General features: G+C 46.6%; 15 protein-coding genes. 13 read left to right on the forward strand and 2 right to left on the reverse strand.

The window, feature by feature from the left end; genetic code table 11:
• Positions 1-51 precede the first annotated feature (51 nt).
• The 9 genes from POF51_RS10770 to POF51_RS10810 all read left to right on the forward strand — a co-directional run bounded on the left by POF51_RS10770 (position 52) and on the right by POF51_RS10810 (position 15559).
• Positions 52-3309 carry a hypothetical protein gene (locus POF51_RS10770; protein ID WP_069847284.1) on the forward strand — a complete coding sequence of 1086 codons (3258 nt, stop codon included), beginning with the start codon at positions 52-54 and terminating at the stop codon, positions 3307-3309.
• A 12-nt stretch (positions 3310-3321) separates the two neighbouring features.
• Complete coding sequence (locus tag POF51_RS10775) at positions 3322-3933, forward strand: S-layer homology domain-containing protein (RefSeq protein WP_069847287.1); 612 nt, start codon at positions 3322-3324, stop codon at positions 3931-3933.
• 48 nt (positions 3934-3981) lie between these two features.
• Positions 3982-5397, forward strand: a complete 1416-nt coding sequence (locus POF51_RS10780; RefSeq protein ID WP_069847289.1) for a hypothetical protein — start codon at positions 3982-3984, stop codon at positions 5395-5397.
• 11 nt (positions 5398-5408) lie between these two features.
• A complete protein-coding gene (locus POF51_RS10785; RefSeq protein WP_069847291.1) occupies positions 5409-8450 on the forward strand; it encodes a M23 family metallopeptidase in 3042 nt (1013 codons plus the stop codon).
• Positions 8450-8869 (forward strand): hypothetical protein, encoded by a 420-nt coding sequence (locus tag POF51_RS10790; protein ID WP_069847294.1) that lies wholly within the window; start codon positions 8450-8452, stop codon positions 8867-8869. The genes POF51_RS10785 and POF51_RS10790 overlap by 1 nt, the downstream gene beginning before the upstream one ends.
• 6 nt (positions 8870-8875) lie before the next feature.
• A complete protein-coding gene (locus POF51_RS10795) occupies positions 8876-9295 on the forward strand; it encodes a hypothetical protein (RefSeq protein WP_017249750.1) in 420 nt (139 codons plus the stop codon).
• 13 nt (positions 9296-9308) lie between these two features.
• Positions 9309-11117 (forward strand): hypothetical protein, encoded by a 1809-nt coding sequence (locus POF51_RS10800; RefSeq protein ID WP_069847296.1) that lies wholly within the window; start codon positions 9309-9311, stop codon positions 11115-11117.
• A gap of 14 nt (positions 11118-11131) precedes the next feature.
• Positions 11132-12220 (forward strand): hypothetical protein, encoded by a 1089-nt coding sequence (locus tag POF51_RS10805; RefSeq protein WP_069847298.1) that lies wholly within the window; start codon positions 11132-11134, stop codon positions 12218-12220.
• Between the two features lie 81 nt (positions 12221-12301).
• Entirely contained in the window at positions 12302-15559 is a 3258-nt protein-coding gene (locus POF51_RS10810) for a family 16 glycoside hydrolase (RefSeq protein ID WP_271755365.1), read from the forward strand.
• A gap of 179 nt (positions 15560-15738) precedes the next feature.
• On the opposite strand, the gene POF51_RS10815 is transcribed toward POF51_RS10810, so the two are convergent.
• A complete protein-coding gene (locus POF51_RS10815; RefSeq protein WP_271755366.1) occupies positions 15739-15933 on the reverse strand; it encodes a hypothetical protein in 195 nt (64 codons plus the stop codon).
• Positions 15934-15987: 54 nt separating this feature from the next.
• Complete coding sequence (locus tag POF51_RS10820; protein WP_271755367.1) at positions 15988-16212, reverse strand: hypothetical protein; 225 nt, start codon at positions 16210-16212, stop codon at positions 15988-15990.
• A 39-nt stretch (positions 16213-16251) separates the two neighbouring features.
• Between POF51_RS10820 and POF51_RS10825 the strand changes: the two genes are divergently transcribed.
• The 4 genes from POF51_RS10825 (at position 16252) to POF51_RS10840 (ending at position 25040) form a co-directional block, all read left to right on the forward strand.
• On the forward strand, positions 16252-20208 hold the full coding sequence (locus POF51_RS10825) for a hypothetical protein (protein ID WP_271755368.1): 3957 nt from the start codon (positions 16252-16254) through the stop codon (positions 20206-20208).
• 12 nt (positions 20209-20220) lie between these two features.
• Positions 20221-21369 (forward strand): hypothetical protein, encoded by a 1149-nt coding sequence (locus POF51_RS10830; RefSeq protein ID WP_069847305.1) that lies wholly within the window; start codon positions 20221-20223, stop codon positions 21367-21369.
• Between the two features lie 20 nt (positions 21370-21389).
• Positions 21390-24200 (forward strand): galactose-binding domain-containing protein, encoded by a 2811-nt coding sequence (locus POF51_RS10835; protein ID WP_271755369.1) that lies wholly within the window; start codon positions 21390-21392, stop codon positions 24198-24200.
• A 66-nt stretch (positions 24201-24266) separates the two neighbouring features.
• Entirely contained in the window at positions 24267-25040 is a 774-nt protein-coding gene (locus POF51_RS10840; protein ID WP_069847310.1) for a hypothetical protein, read from the forward strand.
• The last annotated feature ends 1 nt before the right edge of the window (position 25041 follow it).

The raw sequence follows: 25041 nt of genomic DNA on the forward strand, positions 1-25041 counted from the left end.
TGTCTATTCTAAGACCAGAACGGGATTTTTCTTTTGAGGAAGGTGATATTCATGGAAACTCAACATTTGACCGATGCCCTCCGCTCTGTAACGAGTACTGCACGGAGTTCTGTAGAGCAGTCGGCATTCCCATTTCGAGCCGAGCAAGCTACCCCATTTTTTCAAGCAATGCATCAACAACTGTATGAATTGCGCCAGATGATACGCGACATTGAGTCGAAGCCGCTCAGCTTTTCTCGTAGGTACGAGTCTCAGCCCGTTTCCCATGCTGCTCCTGCTTCCCGGCTATCCGTAAGTACAGGAGAAGTCATTTCCCCGTTCCGCTTTGCCACTTTTCCTGATGCTCCTGTTAAAAGAACGGAAAAGTCCTACGGCACAAGAAGCACCCGCCATCCACAAGCATGGGAAGAGGCTGCCGTAGATATGTTACGAAACATGATGAGTAGCGGCCTTCACACGCTGATCACCTCGATGGATATCGAAAATTGGGAGTCAGCGAAATCTTTGAACCGTATGATTAAGAAGGCAGAGCGTAATTTTTTGTTCAAAGACACAAACATGATGGATTTGGCGCAGGCACGCGTTTCTGGACGAACAACGGATCAAAAACAAGTGGAAGAAGAAGCACTTGGTTTGCGCGAATACTTGCGATCGGGAGTCAAACAAGACCTGCGGGATATCGCGCTAACACATGCCGTCAGCCTTGAAGAAGTAACCAGAGCCTACTATACTTCTTCTCGCCAATCCAATGACCCGCATGTAACTGTAGCCGATATTCGGGAGAAAGCAGCTCTGTTACCAGATGACCCTCTTGCTCCCCAAAACCAGATGCAATCCATCTGGCAAGCAGCATCCCTTGAAGCATTCGATCTTTTTAAAAATCAGCCCGGTAGCTTTCCCACGCTTTTGGTCCACCTACTTCAGCGCATGAGAGAAAGCCAGAGCCAATTATCGCTCGCTGTGCGCCTGTTGAAAAATGCTGCGGATCAATACGGAGGAAAAGCTGCCTACGTCAAAGCTCAGCGCAATCTTTATGAAGGAAGTGAGCAGCGAAGACAAGAGCGTGTTTCCACACTGCTTGGTCAATCCTCTTCACCCTTTACGCAAGAAGCACTGGAGATCCAATCCTGGCAATTGCAAAATCTGTCTTCCTATCAGGCTAGCCGCACTCGATTGATTCGCAACAGATTGGAACAGAAAAGGGTACAAGAGCTGTATCCGTACAATGATCGATTGTTAAAGGCATTGATTGCGGAAGAGAAGAAGCTTCTTGAACAGTTGCATTTGCTCAGACGTAAGATGCGCGATGTAGAGCGTCAGGCACATTTGCTCACCAGCCGAATCCTTTTGGTCCAGCGTGCATTCGGTGGATTGCAAAGCACGATTACCACCTTGATCCCTTCCGTCTCCTCACTGGACGAGAGACTGCGTGCTCTATCTGATACGTCCGTTGCTACTGATGAGCAAATCCAGAACATGACCAGTGACTTAAAACAGCAGGAAAAACAGCTCCAGAAAACACGGGAAGCCTTGAAGGAATTGAAAGAAGCACTGTCCACGGCTATACCCAAACCTCCGACTGCCGCAGCGGGTCCTCAGGCTGCTTCCTCAGCTCCAGCCGCCAGCAGTTCATCCTCCACGTCTAGCAAACTCCCCCCTGTTGCTGCTGCTCTCCTTTTTGAGGAGTTCTCAGGTGATCTCAAGACGAAGATTCGGGAAAAGCTCAAAAAGAAGGAGGACAAGAAAGAATCGGACGATACGGCGGACGATAAGGATGAGTCAAGCTCCACGCCGGATATCCCAACGAGAGGGAGCGCAGACAGAGATCCAACGCCTCCCAATAATAATCCAGGCCCAAGCCAACCACTATGGCGAAAAGGATTAAAAAAAGCCGGGGCATTGTTAAAAGGTTTTGCTCTCGCACGCGTTGCCATGACAGCCGTAGAATTTTTGGATGGCTTAAACACAGATTGGCTGCAACCTATGTTTATGTCCGATACCCAGCGACAAAGCAGAGTGTTGGAAAATCAAAAAGGCCTCGTGGACAAAATCACGAATATTGACAAAATGCCTCCTGGTTTAAAGCATCTTTTTTTTGCAGATACCTTCATGACAGGTATTTCAGATGGTTTGATCAACTTCATGGGTGGCACTACTCCTTCATTTGGCGATTACTATAACGCTTTCGAAGCTGCTTACAAATATGATGGCAAAGACCTCAAAGAAGAGTTAAATAAAACCTTCCAGCCAGACAGCAAGGAAGCTGACCTCGAACTCGAAAAACTCAAAGCAAAATATAAAAAAGACGATGAAAAAGAAAAGTATTCTCGGTTTATTGATATTGATGGAGACGGCTCCAAGCTGAACAATACCGCCGTTCCTTCATGGGATGAAGTCAAAACACTTGACCTTGGCAAGGAAGTAGTTGGTTATAATCTGGAATTACTCGACTTAAAGGATGCGATCCTTGAAGCCAAATTTAAGGAAAAAAGGGCTGAGCTGTTGGCTCAGGGCAAAACGGAAGATTCACCAGAAATGCGAGCTATCAGGGATGAGTACCACGCTGGTAAAGAGGAAAATAATAAAGCATCCCGTTCTAAACTTGACAAGCTCACATCGAACATCCCCGACAATACTGATGCCAAACTAGTAGGACAATTAGCAATCGCGGGCTTAGACGCTTCTAATGCACAAAATAATCTCGATAAAATCAACGAAAACGCCGGCGCCGAAATTGAATCTGCGATGAGCAAAGTGAGCTCTGACCTGGCAAATAAAGAGCATCAGTATTATATTGACCGGAGCCAAGCACTCTTAGCTGGTCACAGTGCCAATTCTGAATTCATTAAAAAACTCGAGGAACAATATTTACGCAGTACCATTGAGTCGTTAGATGCAGGGAATTCTGACATGGATCGCCTTTTGGCCGAGTACCAAAACAATGAGTCATTCAAGAAAAGCATCGAGGATTTTAAAAAAGGTCTCGAAAAAGCCAAGTACAACAATCTCGTATCTCTGCATATGTCCAAGCAACCCACCAAAGGAACCTTCAACATGCCCGATGGCTTGCAGCCGCTTACCTACTGGGGTATGCAAACCGCAAATGCAACACATAACACCTACGACCTTACCTATGGCGGCGGCAGCAATGTGAACATTACGATCGACAAAATGAGCGGAACGGAAGCTGACCTACAGCGCATCGGCTCGACCGTCAGCGAAGCCGTTCGCAGTACACAAGCAAGCCTTTCCACCGAACTGAGCCAACAAGTCCGCTCTGGCATCGCCACGAGCTACACGAGATTGTAAGGAGGTACAAAAATGACCCAACAATACGCCTTTGGCACTGCCAATCAGCGCTACAAAAAAAAGCTGTTCATCGATACAGGCTTCGAGTTCATGGAAGTAAACGCCCGTCTCATCGAGCCCTATTCTCCGCCAAGTCCCCAGCCTTCCTTGCGCGAAATTAAAATCATCAACGCTCCCTCGCACATCCACCACTCCGGCTTTAGCAGCTACCAGTGTTCATTGACCTTGCTTTTTCCAGACAAGGAATCGTATAACGATTACCTGAGCTACGCAGGCTGGACCCACAAGTTTTACGACGAAAAAGGAAGTATTTTCCTCGGCAGCGCAGAATCCATCATTCCTCATGTACTTGAGGCAGGACGACGCTACAGCGTAACCGTCGATCTGATCCTCATCAAAAAAGACTCGATCGAACGCGAATCACGTTTCCGGTTTCAAGATATTGAAGGGCATTGGGCGCAGAAAAACATCGAGGAAATGGCCGATCTTGGGCTAATCACAGTCATCACCCGAGATGGGAAGCCCATCATTTACTTCCGCCCCAACGATTTTGTGACACGCGCCGAATTTATTGCTTTTTTGAATCGGACAAGGCGGCTGGTAGAACGGATGATTCGAGAATAGCTGGGGCTGTTCCGGGTTTCTGTCTACTCTATATAGGAGGTGATGAAAATGATCAGCTGGGCTGATGTGAATGAAAAAGACTGGTTTTTTAATGAAGTAATGGAGGCCAGCAATTATTTGATGGCTGACGGAGAACCGTTCATTCAAGGGATTGCTTATGGCTCCTTTGAAAGCAATGCTCCTTACTTGTATGAGGAACAGAAGGGTTCCACTGGGCAAAAGGTATTTACACTCACTGCCAAATTGACACCGAGTGCAGATAACCCTCTCTTTGTCTATATTGACGGCACGCAAACCCTTTTCAAAGAAATTCGGCCGAATCAAACAGACCCGAACAAAACGGACATCGAGCTGTATTACGCTCCTTCTGCCAACTCGATTGTCGCTTTTTCCAGCTTCGGCAAGCCTGCCTTGGACCGTTTTGGCAAACCGATTCCCCCCAACTCCTCTTCCTTTGCTTACCCGAACAAACGCCTCGATAACGGAGACACGTATTTCTACAATCCGTTCAGTCGCCAATTCAATGAGTATTTGTACGCATATGGACGCTCCTTTAAGCGAATTGATGTGCCTGAAGAAGAATGGAAATCGACACCTGCCCAAGAGCTCGCAAAAAAATATATCGGACTCAAGCAAGACGTCTACATGGTTAGCCCTGCTCCCGGGGCCACGATTTATCTTCCCTACAATCTAAACGGCGTACAGTTGCGCTTCATCTACAACAGCTACGAAAACGGCGCTCTGTTTATGCGAGGCGGATATTTTTCGGTGAAAAGCCCTGGCGTTTGGAGAAATGACCGCTTCTTTCCCAACGCCTACATTAATCGGGCAGAGGCTTTTCTGCTCATTGACCGACTCAGGCGCTCTTTTTACCAGCGCTTTACGGATTCACAGCCCCCCACACAGCGGCTGGATGAATCCCACACGGCATACGAGGGGCAACGTGTTTTCCGCCTAAACGGTACCTATCCTGCGGGTAAGGAGCTGCTTGCCGTCAAAGTGGATGGAAAAACGGTGAAAAGCTCGGACTATCAAGAATTTGATGATCATACGGTACTGTTCAACATGCCGCTTGAGGCAGGTAAAAACGTTCATTTTTTCTATGTCAAAGAGACGAGCACCCGTTTTGAAGATGTCGGACGCGAAAAATATATGTACAACAGCAACACCGGGGAAAAAATTGCGCTAAACGGTGGGATGGCAGGCAGCAAGCCTTCATGGTGGGCACCATCCGTCCTCTCTATGGAAGATGAGCGGTTTGGGAACGGAGATTACTTGATCGAAGGAATTGCGATCAACAATTTCGTCGATGGAGCGGCTGTCGTCAACCATATGTACGAGGTATCGTCATCCAACGCGGAAGAGAAAGAAAAATGGTTCATGCCTTCCTCGTTGCTCACCCGGGCACAGGCCGTCTCTTTTTTGAATCGCTTTCGAAAATGGTCCCTGGAACGGTTTAAATAGGAGGTGTTTTCATGCAAACGATGTCCAATGAACTGCGCAGAATTCTCTCCGAAAGACTCAAACTGGGAGAATTATCGAAGCCCGCGTGCCGCGTCGAGATAGATCGACTCGTCTTCGTGCCGGGCCGTACCGAAGAGCTCGATTTCATTATGAGTGATCCGCGGGAAGAGAAAACATTGACCCGCACCATCATTCAAGATGGTTCAGGGGACGGGGGAACTGCTCTCTCCAAGATTCCCTTTGTCTTTCCTGTCGAGGGCAAAAGCATCCGAGATATTACCGCCTATATGGGCGACAATCGCAAGCACCAAGGGATCGATATTGCTTGTCCGGTCGGTACGCCTATCAAAGCTACCTGGGCTGGTAAGGTAAGAAAAGTGAGTGTGTCTGAGAAATATAGAAGCTACGGCTTTCACGTGGAAATTCAGCATGCTGATGGCATGTGGACCCGCTACGCCCATATGAGCGAGGTCCACGTCAAAACAGGGGATTATGTCACGCAGGGCACCACCATCGGAAAAAGCGGCAATACAGGAGACGTCCGCTCTGCCGGTGTTACGAACATGGGCACCTATGACGATCCCAATTCCCCCCGCTCCAAAGGAAGAGGAGCTCATCTGCACTTTGAAGTCTGGAACGGACAAGCCGTCATCGATCCGTTTCCTTATATGAATGGCTCGAAGCATCTGTTCGCTGCCTCTTCCAATAACGGCGCAGGAGTCACAACCGATGCCACCTATGTTGGAACGCCAGGAGCAACTCTTTTTGACGAACGGTTTACCAATAATACGTGGCACACAAAATCTGTCTACAAAGTAGACGAGCTGACCAAAAAACTATCCATGATCGAGAGAAGCTCGACTGAGCATAGCAACCTCACCTTTACCTTTGATCCCAAAGGGTACAAGACCGTCTTCCCATCCCCTACCGTTACGACAGGTATGAACCTCAAGCTGACCTCCGTTCACCCCGGCATTTTTAGCATGGGGTTCTCTACCAACTTCGGTGAAGGTGCCGGCGAGCTGCGCGTTTTTTTCAATGGAAAAATGCAAGTCAAGGTCATCAAATTCTCCGGGACAGAAAACGTAGAGATTCGTGATATCCCCTTTCCCAATGGCGAAATGGAAATCCGTATCGAGCTGTTCTGGAACGGGAAACAGGTCAATCGTTTTTCCCTCCAATACATTCAGATCAAGGAATTACAAGGGCGACCTGATCTGTACGGGAACAAAGACAAAGTGGACCCGACTGTGCAGCAGGAGTTTTTTGAGGAAAGGGAAATTACGAGCACCTTCATGCCTGGTCAGCCGCGAAAAGTATCGCTCCAGGTCGGAAAGTTCGTCTATATGGACACCCTTACCCTCGACAATATTAACCACATCGAAATGGACGACCAATATGAAATGGAATCATGTGAGGCACGCATCACAATCTCGAACCCTGGCGGCTACTACAGCCCGGACTATAATCCGTTTTACTTTCCGGAAACCTACAAAGAAACGCCTTGGTCTTATTTTGTGAATGGATTCCATGTCGGTGTTCTCTCCGAGAATACTCCTGTCCGGATCTACATGGGCTATGGTCTGAATTTGATGCGGGTATTTACGGGGCTAATCGACAAGCTCGATTTGAATGGCGAGGAATCGACCATGACCATTTACTGCCGCGATATGTACAAGAAGATTTTGAACAAGGTCATTACCGAAGACAAGCAGTATCCCTCAGACGTCGGTCATTCTGCCGCACATGATACCAACGTTTTTTCCTCGATGGCTCGCCGGGACAAAATCATCTCGATAGCCAAAAAGCAGGCCAAGCAGCAGGGCCCAGAGCTCGATTATAAATTTCTGCTTGCCATCGCCGAGCACGAGACAAAAATGGGGACGCTGGGGAAAGGCCTGCCTCCAGGTGATTTCATTCTCGGGTATGGATGCTATACCGGAGAAAAATGTGACCCGCAATACCAAGGGCTCGAACGACAGCTCTATCGTGGAGCCGTTCGCTATCGGGAAGCCATGGCGAGCAAAGGGTGGCGCTTCCAGTCTGTCGACGATGTCAAATATTTTTGGCAAGGAGGCGACAAGGGCGCTTATCAATGGGCGAGCGATACGAACTGGTATAACAGCGTGTGGCAAATCTATCAAAAATTCCGCTCAAGCACGGAGTTTGATGCGATTCCAGAGTGGGAGAGTACCGCACCCGCACCTGTCCCAACCGAACCAACTGCCAAAGCTGCCTACCTCAAATCCGCCATCGTACAAGACTTGATCGCTTATGCAGGAATGTACGGCTGGCGCAGTAATCCGCAAGACATTTTCTACCCCTATGCCATTGTACAAGAGACGAGCTATACCCACGTGACGCAGGCGACAGGCAAAGTTTTCAAAGCTGTACCGGATAAAGAAGGCGAATTCGTTGAAGTCGATCCCGAATCCACTTTGACCCCAAAAGGTTGGAAAAATCCTTTTGTTGAACCACCCGGACGCAAATTCGAATCGTATCAATACAAAGTCGGAGAAGCCATCGCGGAAATCATGAAAGAGACGCCTTTCCGTTCCTATTGTGACCGTTACGGTACGTATCGCCTGGAAGAGATTGATATGAATCGGCCGATTGTGGCTACTTTTACCGAGCATGACAATTTGATCACGATTCATAAGACCATCGATTTTTCACGTGGCAAAAGCCATCTTGTCATTTTGGATGAAGAAAATAAGGTTGGTCATTTCGTAGACACGGAGATTTTGATGGAGCTGAAGGGCGAGGTACGTACAGGCGTTAGATCCGTTCCTTTTGCCAAAACAGACGAGCTGAAGAGGCTGGCTGCCCAGCGAACGTTTTTTGATTTGAAACGCTTGTGCCGTACGCTGCAAATTTCCATTCCCGGCAACCCTGCCTTGGATGTCCTCGATCGCATTTACATTATCGACTCCAATACAACCACCCGCGAAGCGTATACCATCAAAGGAATCCGCACGATGTTTGATGCGCAGAACGGCTATATGCAAATCCTCGATTTATTTTGGAGCAACAACGAGGGGGCGATTGTGTAATGGCGGGGATTGCCAATGATTATTTAATTTACCCGATCCTCGATCTGATCCGTGATGAAGTGCACCGTACTACGACAGTCACGGCAGACCCGTTCGCAGAGGAACCCTCTGTTCGTCTGATCCGGGAGCATCCTCTCGATCCGGAAAAGGTCACGGGCGCCAAGCTATTCTACGAGTCTGGCTACATGCTGGACATCTCCCTCACGTTTGGCTCTACCGACACTACCACCTTCCCCCTTGAAGTCGATCAGCTCCATCCAGACTGGGAGTACTATTCTCTTTGGCGCTTGACCTCAGTAACCACTGCGGGATACGCACCTGACGGAAAAACGGTAGGATCTTACCTGATCCGTCTACTCTATGATACGAGGGGCCTCTTAACTGGCACTGATGTCCTTCGTATAGAGAAAGAGAGGTGAGTACTAGTGGGCTTCTCCGTTGCTTATTCGGGCGGGGGCGTAATCGACAAGGTACGAGAGCTCCCCTACCCACACTTTTCCAAATTTACCGAGCCCTTCATTCGCGGACGCATGATTGATGTGACCGCGTCCAAGCAAGTCTTTTCCGATACCTATGCCCTTCCCTATCCGACAGAATTTTTATCTGTGGCGTTTGCTACCAATAATTATTGCGTCGGCGATTACTGGGAGCTGAGTCTGGACGGCGTGAAGGTCTGTGAAACGATTTATACCAAAGAGCTCCCGGAGTCCGTCTCGATGGGAAATAGCTTTGGGATCGTCTATCCGTTGAAGCCAAATGCGCAGATCCGCTTTGACTTCCACAACATTTCAGGTACGGAAAAGAAAGTTTGGTACAATGTAAAATTTTTACGCAAGAAACTGTAAAGGAGGCGTATGGATGCCTAGTAAACAAGTAGCTTGGATCGAGGGCGAGGTCACAGCCGATTTGCTTATCAACAAGCTGGCTGATGAAATCGTCAACGCCAAAATCCCGGATACGAAGAACCGATGGGAAAAGGTGTTTGAAGTCAATGAAGATACGTGGGTTACGTATAAGAAAACTACTGTTGCGGATATGCAAGGGACGTACAAGCATACGGATGGGAAGAGTTATCCGGTTTATGTGTTGCCTGATTTGAGGGAGTTAAGAGCCTCGTACGCTGATATTCCGCTCGTTGATGAAGATGGTTATGTCTATGAAACTCTCAACAATAGCAATACAAAGTCCGGTAAAAAAATCCAAGTCAAGGAATTTGGATATAAGGATGCTGAAGGCAACGATATGACCCTTTCTGTTCCAGGACTACTGGTGGTTAATATCGATGATGCTGATCCCTCTAACACTGTCGGTAAGAAATGCTATGTACTCCTTCAAGGTAAATACGAGCTTGATGGGGTTACTTTTACACCTGGTGTCGAATGGAACGAGTACAAGATCATGACACAATTGCCTTCCGATTGGAACGACCTACTTTCAAAAACGAAATGGACTACCTATTATTCGGGAGGTTACACCACTTACGTTAGTGCCCCACTATACAAATTCGGAATGGTCAAATACATTGCCAACCCCGTCCATCACTACGACCGCACTGTCGTCCTAAAAGCCGTTCCTGACGTACCTTCGGGCCAAGCGCCTAACGATTATTTCGTCATGCTCAAGCATCCCATCCAGCAATACAACTACTTGGATGTGTCCTACGGCAAAGGCTTCACAGGCAAAAATCCGGTTGGAAACTCTGCCGATACCTACATGCTCGCCTGCGATAAAAGTACCGTCATTCCTGGCAAAGTACCCGTCATCCTCGACCAAAAACAAGCCGAGCTTCAATACAGCAAATGGAACAATCCCGATGATACCGACAAATACACTCCACCTCACGAAGCATGGGCACTCGATTACGATGACAAAGTGGAAATCAAAAGCCCTTCCTCCCACTTTTTCTATGGTGCCGACTCTGTCGTCTCCTGGGTACCAAACAAGAAGCGTCGCCCAGACTACTGGGTCGAATACAATCTCTCCATCAGCAATGATCGTGTAGCAATCGTAATTGAGGGTGACCCTTCACCTGATATGGATGCCTACTACAGCAGCTTTGCTTATATCGGGAAAACCATTCCTTTTGCTGACTATGACCACAAAGGCAATTTTGGAATTACAGTTGGCATGGGCGATTTGACAAAGGAAAAATCAGGATTCCTTCCAGCCGACATCAAGCAGGACACCAATCCTAACTATTCGGGCTGGGGACGCTATACCTCCAACGGCATGTACTCCTTCTCCATGCTGCAAACCCGAAGCTCCGTCTACTTCCAGGCGTACTACCCCGCCTTCATTACTCAGCTCCCCAAATACGATGGAGTGGGCACGCTCCCTCCAGAGCTGTCCAAGATGGTACTCGAAGCAAACGGCTTCCAAAGCTCGAAATGGACGAAGAAATATCATGCATCACCGATCTATCTGGTACACCAGTTCGAAGGCTATCGGGGCTACCTCGATAGTGTCGTAGCAATCGAGGACCATAATCTAATCAACAAGGACGAGCTCGTCGTAGATACAGAGGAACCAAAAGACCCGAAGGACCCCGCTGCCGGAACCTGGACAGAGGTATACAAGTTCTTCCGAATCAATACCCCTGTCAACTTCTTCAAGTACTCCCCCAACCCTACAGATTGCACCATCGCCATCTTAAAAGAAGTATATTAAAGGAGGAATTTCACATGGCCAATTTTAAATACATTGAAAAAATCACCACTTCTAAAGAGCTCCTGGATACGATTAAATCTGAATTCGAACAACTTACTAACTATACCTTTAACCCAGCTGCCGGAGAGACACAAGAAAAATCAACCTGGACAGTCATGACCGATCTCACCAAAAAAGATACCGCTTCTGGCAAAACCTCCGAGCTGGTCCTAAAGGGTAGCTCCAAGATTAACAACGAGACCAAAGATTTTTATGTCAAATTCGTCAATCCAGGCTTCACCAACCCGAAGGAACACAGCTCCTTGACGGTTCAAGTATTGGCAGACTACAATTCCACAGCCAAAACCTTCGCGACAGAAGGACACCCAGTCAATTTTGAATGGGCTGACGAGAAATTCGTCGTGAATGGCAAACCGACAGATCGTACGATTGATAAACCTGTCTACCTGTACATGAACGTGATGAACAATCGCCTTTCACTCGTAGCTGTTGGTGATCCGGCTGTTCACTTTGAAGATTATCGCAAGAGCTTCCTGTATGTAGGTGCACTCAAGCCATTCAAGTACAACATGGATGACGTAGTTGGAAACATCATGCTGACAGCCGGAGCTGTCGCTGCTGAGCCTGCTGCTCCGGTCGCCCCACACGATTATGGTCAATACACCTCTTTTGGCAACAACACCTTGCAAATGCTAGCGACAAAATCGGGCATTCGCTTCCAAAAGCACTATCCTGCCTTCATTACCCAAGCTCCACAGCCGGGCAAGGCATATAAGGATGGTCCTCTAGGCGATACTGGATTGCTGCTGGAGCCTCAAGGCTTTAACGCATCTGCTTGGACACGCCGTTACCATTTGAGCCCGATTTATGTCGTGCACGGATATGATGGATACCGCGGCAGCTTGGATGCATGCATTGCTGTTTCGAAAAACAACATTCTCCACTTGGATGAATTGATCATTGATGTCGATCCGAGCGACACGACTAAGAAACACAAACAGGAAGTTTACCGCTATTTCGACCACAATACTGAGCAGAATTTCATGAACTACTCCGCCAACGTAAAAATGGGAGTCGCATTCCTGAAGGAAGTTCGCTACTAAAAGAAGTCCCTCTAAAACCGTATAGCTAGCAAAAGGGGGAAACTAGAACGCATCTCTGGTGTTCCCCCTTCTTTTTGGGAGGTGAACCATTTGACCGGGATTTCTTCTCTAGCAGCCTATCAATTCAGACTTGCAGACCACTACGCTTCTATTCGCAACTATATAGGAAACGTAACTTTCACGACTTCGCCCTCCCGTAAGTATTCCTTCGTCTATATTCCCTACGGACAAAGTGCCAGTATGGTCATGCTGGATTATTTGCTCGCGAATCGGAAATCATTTGCTGCTGATCTTCAAGACTCTTTGCAGGATATGATCCGGAATGATACCAGCATGGCCAATCCCATGGAACTGGTCGTGGTATCCGATCGCTCGCCGCTTAAAGAAAGCTTGCTTCAGGACGATGCCTTGGATGCTGACCGGATCATCAAGCAGCCATTACAAGTTATTCGTCGCGTTCATTTATCAGATCGGATCAAAACAGCAGGAATGGCAAAGCTCAATCCAGCCCAAATGTCCGTGCGCGTAAATAAGGATGAGCTGTATATTGATTTGCCACCAGCTGGAGCGAACCGTACCTTTTCCGCAGAAGCTGATCTTATGAAAGATCATTACAAGGCAACACGGACTGAGCGATTCGCCGGGAAAAAGATAGATGAATGGTTCACGGGAGAGCGTAATTCCACGTTTGATTTATTCGTCAACACGGAAAGAAGCTTAGCTGAGCGGAAGTTTTGGGCGTTGCTCTTTGTGCAGTTAGAAAGAGAATACGCGACTAGATCGAATGCTCACAACCTCACTGTGGAAACCGCCATTCCCCTATCCATCCGCGACAACAAACATGCCATGTTTACGGATTGGTCCCGTTCCATTGGTGAGCGTCAATTTGCCTTCCAGATGACCCGACACTTCGTGCAAGCCTTCCACCGGATTAAAACAAAGCCGACGAAGGTACTTCGCGACATGGACTGGGCTTATCTGAAAGCCCGTCAATATGATGCCTTACTGCACTTCCTTCACCGTGCAAGCAGGATCGCTACGCAAGATTTAGCTATCCATACGGCTTCCACAGGCTTCCGAACCATACACCAAGGTGGTTCTATTTTACAGAAGCACGACTGGGGTTATCGAGATTTCACGCGCCTTCTCTCCCTTGATTCCTTTTCACCAACAGCTTTCCGTCCGTACCAAGATGATTTGTTCATCATTAGCTCTCAACTCCATGCTTTTCGTCCCTATCAATCACCAGGCACACTCATGACACAATATACAATCGGTAATCGAGACGCAGCTTCGGACTTAGCTATTTTTATGTCACAACTTACTGGCACACGTTCGATTCAAACAGATGCATCGATCCTGAGCTATCTCGAACAAGCTTTTCGACGCAACAGTCCTCAACTGTTTATCCCCAATCCTCTCATTCATTCTCAGCGTGAAAAAGCCAGTAAGCTCTGGATTCCCCAGCACCTCGAACTTGGAAAGAAACATCTTTCTCGCCCCACTTCGATTATCAGGGATGACGTTCGCGCAGATCGCCAGCTCACACATGCTACTCATCTTTGGGAAAAGGAACGCGCCATCGATCTTAGCGGGGGCAAAGCACCTAAGCCATCTTTTTATCAGGATGAGGATGACATTTTCGCCCTCTTGGAAAATGTACGCCCAAGTCTCCTGGCTGAAGATATGGTCTTCGCGACCATCTTACGGTTACTGCCCGCTCATCTTTTGGAGGATATCCTCGCCTCTAAAGAATTTCCTTCCCACGTGATGGACGACATGATTTTTGCCTCCCGCCTTACAGACGGTCAAAGCATTTTGGAAGCACTCATGGAATGGGCACTGACCAACAAGACTTTCGAGGCTTATGTGGATGAAGAATTTTTGGAGGGTGTGCGTACGCGGGTTCAGGCATTGATCGAATCCGAAGTCATCTTCAGTAAGACGTTGCAAGAAAAGGCAGGGATTCTTTCCTTTGAGACATGGGAGTCCACCCGCCCGAACGAGGTTATCTCGCATCTTGAAGAGGACAGAGTTTTAGGGAAACGGGAAGTTTTACTCTCTTCCACGGTCGCAGAAGAAGGAATCGCCAGCCAATTAGAAGCGGCTCCTGCATCTATAGCAGAAACACTCGTTGGCGAAGATGTATTCCGTCCAGCCGAGCTGCAAATTGAGCATCCTTTTGGTTACATGGAACCCGATCCGTCCTTTTTGTTCGACGAGCATACCGCTCGTAAATCCGCTCACGCCAGCGATCTTGACGAATTGCCGGTCACCGCACTGCTGCGCAGCAGAATCACGGAATTGTGCAGCGGCTATCTCTTCGCTACCTCCCCGCATGAACGAGCCAGTTACCTCGTCGATTTATACGATGTGGCAGAAAAAAGCGCCCGCGATGGAGAACTGCAAGACGATGAATGGCGTAAGTATGCCAAGCTCGCGCTGGAACAAACGGTATTGCATGAGCAACTGATTGCCTATCAACCGGAAGCAGCAGCTCATTTGATCGAATCCATCCTCAGCTACAAGCAACCAGATCAAGCTGTTATGAACGCGGATTGGATAGCCAACAACCAAGAGCGTGCTACCTCACTTCTCACCCAAATCATGGGTAAAAAAGAACTCGCAGATGCCGTCATCCTGGAATACTTCGCTGGCCAATTGGATCGCGGAAAAGGTTATATCGAACAACCATTGATTTCGGTCCGCGACTACAAGAATGCCTGGGCAGATCGTATAGAAGAAATAGGACAAGGTTTGATCTACGACTACTCCAACGATGTACTCGAAGCTGAACACGATCCTGAGCATTGGTCAGGTGGTTTTTCTGTTCCAGAAGCATACGATCCCCACGATCCATTCAATGCGTACTACCCATGGGCGACAGATAGGAACGCACTCGCGATGGGGCAAGACAACTGGACTCGTTTTGGTTCTGGTACATGGGAGCATAATCGCGACCAAGGCACATTTACCCACACAAAAGGCTCTAGTGGCATGAGCGGCTACATTCGAAATGACTTTACCTATACAGACTATCAGTTTGAGGTCGATTTCAAAGTCGATGAGCCCGCAGATGGAGACAGCGCTGGTATCGTGTTCAAATATCACAACGACCAGAACTACTGGATGTTCGTCGTCAGTGATGGAAGCGCCAGCGGAATGCCGCGACCCATGCAGCTTTTCAAAGTAGAGAATGGCAGCTCAACCATGTACTCTACCCCGATGAACCCGTTTGCCTGGGAAAAAGAGAAATGGTATACGCTGCGTGTTTGGGTAACGGGTAACCGCATCCGCGTCTGGGTAGATCATAACCTGCAATACGACTTTACCGATTAGAGGTGATCATTTTGGGTCATACGTTTGGCATTTTTTCTAAATCAGTGGGCAACGTCACATTCGGAAAAATGCGCTCCTCATTGGTAGAGGGCGCATTCCACCCGAATCATCCGGACAATCCGGACAGCCCCAATCGTCCTCGCGCAGAGGATCGTTACGCTGGATATCAGAATCCGCTGCTAGGTGATCCCGGCAAGGGTCAGATTGGTCGTTGGCAAACTGTCAATCTCGACTCTCTCGAAAGCATGATCGATCAGATGATGGAACAATTTGTCCGGGACAAAAATTGGTACGCCAAGGTTCGTTGCCGCGAAGCGCTTTGGAACATGTACCGTCGCCTGGAATGGTGGGTCAACCAACAAATCGATCCGCAAAAAAACGACTACCAGCGCGCCTTGCTCATGGTACGAGATTGCATTTACAAAATCCTAAAAAACGCTGAGCAGCCAGATGGAACCCATCAAAATGTTTCGCTGCCAGTTTGTCCAGCTCCTTACTATCATCACTTCAGCGGCTACTACCTCAATCATTACGATGCCATCGATAAAGAAGTCCCGACCTTCGATATGCGGACTCTCCCACTGTCGGACAAGTTTCACGGCCTTTTCCGTTACGTATCCTCGACAGAAGATCAGGAATGGAAGATGGTTCACTCTATCGGCTCCAATGAGATGGCGGGGAATGAAAATATCATGAAGCTGGATGTGACCACGCTCAAGCATGGCAACTCCAGTAAAGTGACTTTTCAATGGCGCTTTAAAAAGCAAGGCTTTATTCGTTTCAAGTACATGGCTAGCACCGCTCCTGGCGATGGGTTGCTGTTTTTTATTAACAACAATCAGGTTGGCGGGGAATGGAATCAAAGCAACAGCTGGCAGGAGGCAAAGTTTCACGTCAAGCCGGGGCAGACGTACAAGTTTGATTGGTTTGTACGTCGGATGAGTGATCGGCGGTTTGGGAAAAATGCGGTTTATGTCAAGGATGTGGAGTGCGTCGAGGTGGTGCAGAGCCTGGATGAGCAGACTCCGCCGGATGTGGATACGTTGGGGAATAAGGCTTTTGCTGATCCCAAATGGGAATGGCTGACCAGATCAAGCAAAAGCATCATGACGACTTACTATAACGGTGAAGTAACCGAGGATATCAATGGGAGAGAAGTCTCCGTGTCACTAGACAACGAATGTGACGGAGTCTTTTCTTGGAGTCATAAAATGGGGAGAGTATCTCCTCCTTATCAATTTGATGTTAACACCTTTTTTGATGACACTTTTCAGCAAAACATTATGCATAGCAGTGGCCTCCACGGAAGTCACGCCTCTTCTCATCATGGCCCTCCATGGTCACTTGATCCCTACGAACACTATTCTGAAACCAAATCTAGTGATGCCAACATTACTTACGATGTCCACGTAGGAGATAAAACCACAGTCGACGTAAAAGGCGAAGTTGAAATAATATGCCCTCCGCTTTCGATCGATCATTACAACCCACAAGTTATCTCTGATCTGGACGCAGACACTGCATACTTCTCATTTTCCGGCGTAAACGTTTGGAAAAGATGGTCTCATCCCGATTTCAATAGGCAAGCATTGGTTATGGAAGACCCCATCCGTCAAGGTACAGGAGATGCTTCTACTACCGTTACTCTTTTTGACGATGGCTGGTTTGAATTTGATTATGCTTGTGATTTTCGTCCTTCTGAAATACTTGAGGTGCTGGTAAACGGGGAGCAGGTACTTGTATCAGCCTCTACCACAGAGATCCATTCGGCAAAAATCCCTCTTACCAAAGGCACTCATACGATTACTTTTCGAGTGACAGACAGTTATACGGAAGAGCCTTTTCGAGCTGAAAAGGACACAGACTTTGATTACGATGATGATTCTGAAAAAATACGTGGCCGCTTCGGAAGCTATATTTCTGTAGATCGCCCTAATGATTGGGACTATAATCGCACCAAAAAGATGGCAACTACAACCGAGAATCGAGCAGAAATAGATTATCGAGTGAAGCTGAACCCAGGTGCTTCACTGAATTTTGCAGAGAAAGTTTTACTGGAGCCTGCCATTGATGTAACAGACTTTGACCCGGATCGAACTAAATACGTTCGTATCTTTTCAGAGGACTTCAATTCAGGTGACGGACGTTGGAGCAGAGACATAGATGTTCGGGATAACTGGAAATGGGTAGACATTTACCAGCTATATCATCCTGAATCGAACACAGGCGATATTGATGATGGCGTATTGATGGTCAAAGATCAGGATGGAACCACAAACCGCGTTTATTTGCGTGATATTAAATTGAAGAATCCTGGCTTTGTCCGCTTTGAATATGGAGGAAAGTACAGTCGTTATGAATCGTTGAAGCTATATGATAACAACAAACTGATTTGGGAAGGAAACGAAAATCACGAAGCAGCCGTAGGTCTTTATCGGGAAGTGCCACTCTCTACTGGAAATCATTCCTTGAAATGGGTTTACGAGGATTTAGAAGAAATCGAGGTAGAGGTAGGATCTGGTTCGGGATCTGGAGGCAGTGGTTCAGGAGGTACTGACGGCTCTGAAGAACTTACCCCGGAGGAAGGGGGACAAAAATGTTACAAGGCTGGGATTAAGAATCATGACATAGATTATTCTCTTTACGATAGTGGATTACCTAGTAGTATCACAGGAAAAATGTTATATAAGGGACATGAGCAATCAAAAAATGGCGGAATTGTCACTCGGGAAGTGACTGCTCCTAGTTTTGCCTCTTATACCTATTCCGAGAAGCTTAAAGTTTTTGGGGGAACAGGCATACCGAATAACACCCCTTCAAAAACTTATCTAGATTATAGCGGATTGAAACTAGATTCAAATCTGAAAATAATAAACGGATATCCCGTTTTATTTACAGATTCAATCGTTCCAGGGAACACGGTTGAACACGTCATCAGTTTTTCTGGTGGCGGTATTATAACTTTGCGTTTTAATTTCGCTTCTTTAGTAAGAGACCTGAATAAAAAAAATAAATCAAAGCTAGGTAAAGAATATACAGGCACTCGAGCATCCTTTAGGATGATATTATCCGCTAAATCAGAAGGTGGCGGTGAGGTAATATTTGACTCTGTCAAAAATGAAGGTAGCTCTCTTAGTTATGCAAATATTGATTGGTCAAAATCTTTATTCGTCACCAAAAAGGCAAATTCCGGAAATGAAATGGACGTAAAAAAATGGTATTTACGACTTATCTTTAAGGATGAATACTCTGATAATGATCAGGTGGATAGTAATCTTCAGTTTGCCGCCATCAATAACTTAGTAATAACCACCACAAAACGGGATAACGAGGGAAAGGATATTTATGACACGACAGAAGTAAAAATGGAAGTAATCGATAAATCCACAGGAAAATCAATAGGTAAACCATATCCTGCCTACTTTAACGGTGTAAGCTCCTACAATAAGGCAGAGAGGGAGCATCCTATACAAGTGGTCATTCCACCAGGTAAAACCTATCAAATCCGATATACACTTGTAAAAGGCCCTGGAACGAAAGGCGGATTACACGGTAATGGCGGATCATTTCGATTGTCTGAAGGAAAATTCAAAGAGAAATGGGAAGATTATTGTCACGACTCCAACGGACATTACTACCCCAAAAAAGAAACCCCTTATACGGGAACTCCTCCAACCCAACCTGCTACAGAATGGGTAATCCCACCCGACTCATGGTGCTGGTTAGATGCCATCGAAGTATGGGAAAGCCCTGATCCTGTTCGTTTGTGCAAAGACACGAGATTGCGTGTCAGAGTCTATGACGAGGATTCCGACGAATTGATCTCCGAGGATGAATACGATGGTGATGACGAGCAATTAATCGAAGTTGCATTAAGCAACAATACCCCAGAAGCCAAAAGGTATAGAGTGAATTATCGATTTTTAACGAAATGCGACGACATGGTTTCCTTATCGGACGCACATGTGCAATTGGAAGACGTGAAGCCTCTCGAAAAGTCATCCTGTACCGTCATTGGGTTCAAGGTGACCGAAAACACGGCTGTTTGGATGGGTGGATGCAACGGAAGCAAGATGTATTTAAACGTGTATGGACAAAACGGAGCTTTGATACATTCACAAACATTTCTGGAAGAAGGCAAGCAATCCTTTGGTCTCGCTTCTCTCCTACCTACCCCTACCCCTTCCTATCGCTTTGAATTCATCACCGAACAAAAAGGCACAACTAGCGCCGTCACCGGAAAAGAATACAAAACAACATTCCGCATGAGGGATTTCCAAGCTATTGAAACATGGGAGTTGATTCCCGAACCTTTCAACTCCAAGCTCGAATTTTATATCGACAACGTATTAATGGACACTTTCACGCAACAAGGCGGCTTCTATGATCACTACTACCCTGTCGAAGCAGGCAAACATACGTATAAGTGGAAATTCATCGCACAAAGCAGTGGACAAGTCTGGGATGGTTGCGAAGTAGACTACATCAAACTAACCAACTGGATCTGCGACAAGGTTCTCGTCACCCCCTACTGCGATCCCGGCAGTGGAGACAAATGCGTCGAAGCACTGATCAAATGCTTGCTCGCTATCTGGAAACAACGCCCTGAGGCATGTGTGATTGGCAAACGAATATGGCTATTTACGTAAGGAGGTACTTCTATGAGTGTGGTTTCTCTGCGAAAATCGGGGTTTCTCTTCGAGGATCCTTTCGATTCTCTTACCCTAGATTCCAAGTGGAACATGGCACCAAATGATTCTTCAAGGTGGTCGCTATCAGACGCACCAGGCTCGCTCCGTTTAAAAGGCGGAGCTGAGCCACTTCAACTCTTTTTAGATTCACTGACACCCGTAAAGCAATTCGTCCTCGATATGAAAAATTCATACAATCCAAAAGCTTCCGGAAGCACAGGCGGATTGACTGTCTTCATAAACCACAATGACTCTTTCCGCATCGAAGAATATTACGATGCATCGCAAGGCACTGCGAAAACCTTCCCCTGGCTCCGGTTAGTACGCGACTACAATACCTACACCGCTTATTGGTCCGAAGACGGAGCCATCTGGAACATCATCGGCTCAGAAGAATTCAATCGCCTCGCTCCCAAAATCGGTATGTTTCTCAACAGCAACGCAACAGATGACTATCTGGACATGGAACACGTCCGCGTTTTCTCCCTCCCCACTCTCACTGTCTCAAACCTTTCCCCCGGCACCCGCGTGGAGCTGCTCGATTCCAAAGGAGCTCCTATCGACTCCAAAACGTGTCGGACAAGCCAAACATCCATTCAATTTGACATGACCCAGCATCCTATTCCTTTTACAGGTTCCCTCCGTTTTATTGAGGCAGACGGAAAAACAACCATTAGCTCCAGCGACCAGATGGAAATGTGGGGTGGGGACGAATACAGTTTTTCCCCTTCTCCCACCCTCTTTTTTATCGATGGCGAAGGAAATGAGGTCCCTCTGCAAGACAACACAGAGGAATTTCTCGGTCATATGCTCCAAGGCCAGTACAAAGAAGTGAAAATGATCGCCCGAAATACGATGCGTCATGGAACTTTTACGGGTATCCAAGGTGTTCTCACCTCCTATGCAGGTACCGATCAGTACAAGCGGCTTGTAGATGTCGCCACAGACAAAAACGGTGTGCCCGGCGCGTGGGGCGATTCCTTCACCCTGCCAGATACTGCGGCAGGAAATGAACAAGTTTTCTGGACGCGGATTTCCCGAGAAACCGATCCATCCCTCATAGATAAAACGACGCATGTCCATTTCGGTCTCAATTTGTCCGCCGTTTATACCAAATAAATCAAAAAGGAGCTGAACGTATGTCGGTCAGAATCACCCGAGCAGGCACCGAAGTCGTCCTCGATCATAAAGAGTTGGCCAACAAGGGAAAACGTACCCATGCCGAAATCGACTCCTACCTCCAGGAGCTGGATGATGCCAGAGAAGATAAACCGAGCTTAAAGGATAAATTCCGTGAGCTAAAAGACAAAGATGATGAACAGGATCGTCAGCTTGATGCCGTGAAAAGTGATGTTTCTACCTTTCAAACGCGGCTGAATACGTTATCATCAACGGTCAGTGCGGCAGAAGCGAAAAATCAGGCGCAAGATCTCCGTCTGTCACAAGTCGAACAAAAAAACGCGCAGCAAGACCAAGCCATTTTGAAGCTGCAAAGCGATGTATCCTCTAACCCGAACGCCGAGGTGGTCGCTGCACGCCGGGATCGGGATGGGAAGACTTTTCCCAGTCTAAAAGCTCGGTTGGATGATATGCAAGGGAAGATTAGTACGGGAGGTGGCGGAGGAAATAATGGGGGAGCCTCAAGCAGCTCCTTTGATTTACAGCCCCCAATCAATATTTTGCTGAATACCTTCCGTGATGCGGAAACACATAACAGATCGGCCTATCGTCAAAACAACATGTATGTAGATGTATTTAGCGATTCCTCAGGAATTGATATCGAAAAGTCGTCTTCTTTTGCCATTATAAATGGTACTGTCTCACCCGGGCTTTACAATACAAACATCATCATGTCCAGTCCAACTGAACCCGCCCCTTATCACGTAACCTCGTCTAGTGAAACATCTGGTTACCCTGGATGGATGGGAATCAACGGAAATTTAACTGATTCCTATTATACAGATGGAGCGACTCCTCCGGCAGAAGGTCATTGGTGGCAAATTGACTTTTTCGTCCCCAAAATTATTACTAAGCTCGCAATACGAGCTATTGGAATCTCAGCTGGACAGTACAGTCTTGCCACGTTTACTCTGCAAGGTTCACAAGACAGTACGAATTGGACAGATTTATACGCAGGATCTCATGCAAACACAGGTTCAGAGTTAGAACACAGCTTTACGAATACCTCTGCATACCGTTATTACCGCCTGGCCAAGCTTCGCAGTTATCGTAGTGCACACCCGGTAATTTATACCGGCTGGCACGAGATTAAATTCTATGAAATTATTGACGCGGTTACTCTCGTGACTAAGGCAATTAATGTTGGCCGCTCACCAAACAAGATTATTACGACTGCGGAGTATACTGACGCGGTCACCTTCGACCTAACCCTTGATGGAACAACTTGGGTAAACAACATCGATTTAAACAAGCTACTCGATACCTCTTCACTAAAAGGTACAAACCTCCAATTACGAGCTAACATTCCAGCTACAGGCAGTTTAAAATCTTTAGGGTTTACTTGGTATGACGATAGCATGCTTATTGAGATGCCAGGTAAAGAAGGGGGAGGCCGGGATCAAAGCAGTACCAAACCGTTAGTAGACATCGTGGCAGCTACTAATATTTTGCGTAATGCTTATCGCACTTTGGAATATACGAATCAGGGAGCGTCGGTTCGGCATAATTTGTATGCAGACGCTTTTGTAAATTCATCTGGGGTCGATGAATCTAAGTCAGAAGCATTTCAAATACGAAATGGAAAGTTTATCAAAGCTGCTGGAGTACCTTTCAACTGGAAGGATCTAGGTGTGCAAACCGCTTCATCTACTGGAGATTGGTATAATAGTAGCACCGGTTTTAGACCTTACAAATCAAATAGTACTTCCCCAACCTATGCCGTTGAAAAAATCGCAGACGATAATGCTATTGCAACACCAGGTGGATACACCGATTACTGGCTTCATAGTAGTACAAGTGCTGACTTATTCATGAAATGGGTAACACCTGTAGAAATATATAAAATCATTCTTTGGATGAATGGTAGTTTAGGACAAAACGGACACGATTACTGCGATCATCAAATTTTTGTAAAAAATCCATCAACAGGTAAATGGGAAGCAGTTACCCCAAGGATTAATCTTGCTTCTAAGACCGATAAAGGCGTCCATGGTGACGGTTCATGGCACTACCCCATCAACCTAGACTATCTCATTAATGAAGTCAAAGTAACTGTCTGGAATAAAAGTTCATATATGACCGTCACTGAGATACAAATATTGCAGGCATCTGATAAAAATCCTGTTATGGTTTCCAAGGCAATTCCATTGGCAAAAGCCCCGACCCATCTTTTATTGGATGCAGAGTATGAGGGTAACGCCAGCATTGATTTGTCATTCGATGGAGGAACCACGTTCACAACTGGTTTTCCTTTGAATCAGTTGGTGGACTTAAGCACTTTCCTACCGGGTAATTCTCTTGTCATTCGAGCCAACCTTAGTGATAAAGCAGTCCTAAACAGTATTGGCTGCATTTGGTATGACAAAGACACTCTCCCTACCTATACAGATACGGTAGGAGGTGGTTTAGGGGGTAACGTACCTGGAATGATCCAAGTAGAGAAATATGGCGTTATCGCATCTCCTGTTTCTCCTTCAGAAGTAAATATCACCATCCCCTACACTTCTAACTATAAATTACCCCCTATTGAGGTTCTGAAATTTGCCCCCGGTGAACAAATTTACACTCACGAAATTGCATCCTTTTCTAGCAACGAGGCCTCAAACTTTGATCATGACCATTATATGGAGTTGGATGGTACATTACGGCTTAAAACCGACTACTCAATTGAATTGACAGAAGACGCAATGCTTCCATCTGGTAATAGTGTGTATTCGCTAACCCTTGATGCGAATCAATTTTTGAGTATAGAGAAAATCAAGGTGAATTGAATATGTCTCTGATTAGAGAGCAATTTAGCATTAAGAAAAGTTCAATGAATTGTTGAGGTGACAAAAATGCCAATTCCAGCAACAACCGGACAATTAAGAACAAAAATTTCAGATATGCAAATCGGTGACTACGTGAAGTGTTGGTACTCCTTCCACGGAACTAGTGGAAGCTTGACTGATAGTCCAGCAGGGATATTAGTTGGGTTAGGGACAGATACTTTCTCTACGGCTGAAGAAAAGCCAGTAACAGGAGAGTCCACTACTAACAACTCCAAATTATTTTATTTTGTGAAAGTTGCCAAAGGATTGCTGATCGCTGATAGGGTGTGTCAACACTCCATCTCTTGGGATGCCCTGAATACAGGGAAGGTGATACAAGGGAATCCCTATTCGTTTAGTACAAGCTCGAATATCTCACAAGGCTATGCTTCGAGTGAGAATATTTCAGGTACACTCCGATCTCTCTCAGGTGGAGTAGCTTATGCAGATACAAATGAAAATAAAACCTTAGATGCCAGATTGAGCAATGGAACATGCTTTCCTGTGAACAACGAATATGATAAGTACTTAATGGGATTTCCTCAAAGCATGATAAAAGATGGATATACAGTAGATGATGTATTTCATTACAAAGTACGTTTTACAACTACGCAAGATACCACTATGACAGGTTCTCGTATATCAAGTACAGGAACTATTGAAGTTCAAGACAATACTTGGCGAGTTGGAAGGGGAAGTGAGGATAATTTCCCAATATGGAAGGGTTTAGGGATGGGTAAAACATCAATTGCTTATGCGAGTACAGGTTTTCGTCCAGTATTTGAATATAGGGAGGTGTAAT

It is taken from the genome of Brevibacillus sp. AG, assembly GCF_028369215.1.
GTDB classification, from domain to species: Bacteria; Bacillota; Bacilli; order Brevibacillales; family Brevibacillaceae; genus Brevibacillus; species Brevibacillus porteri.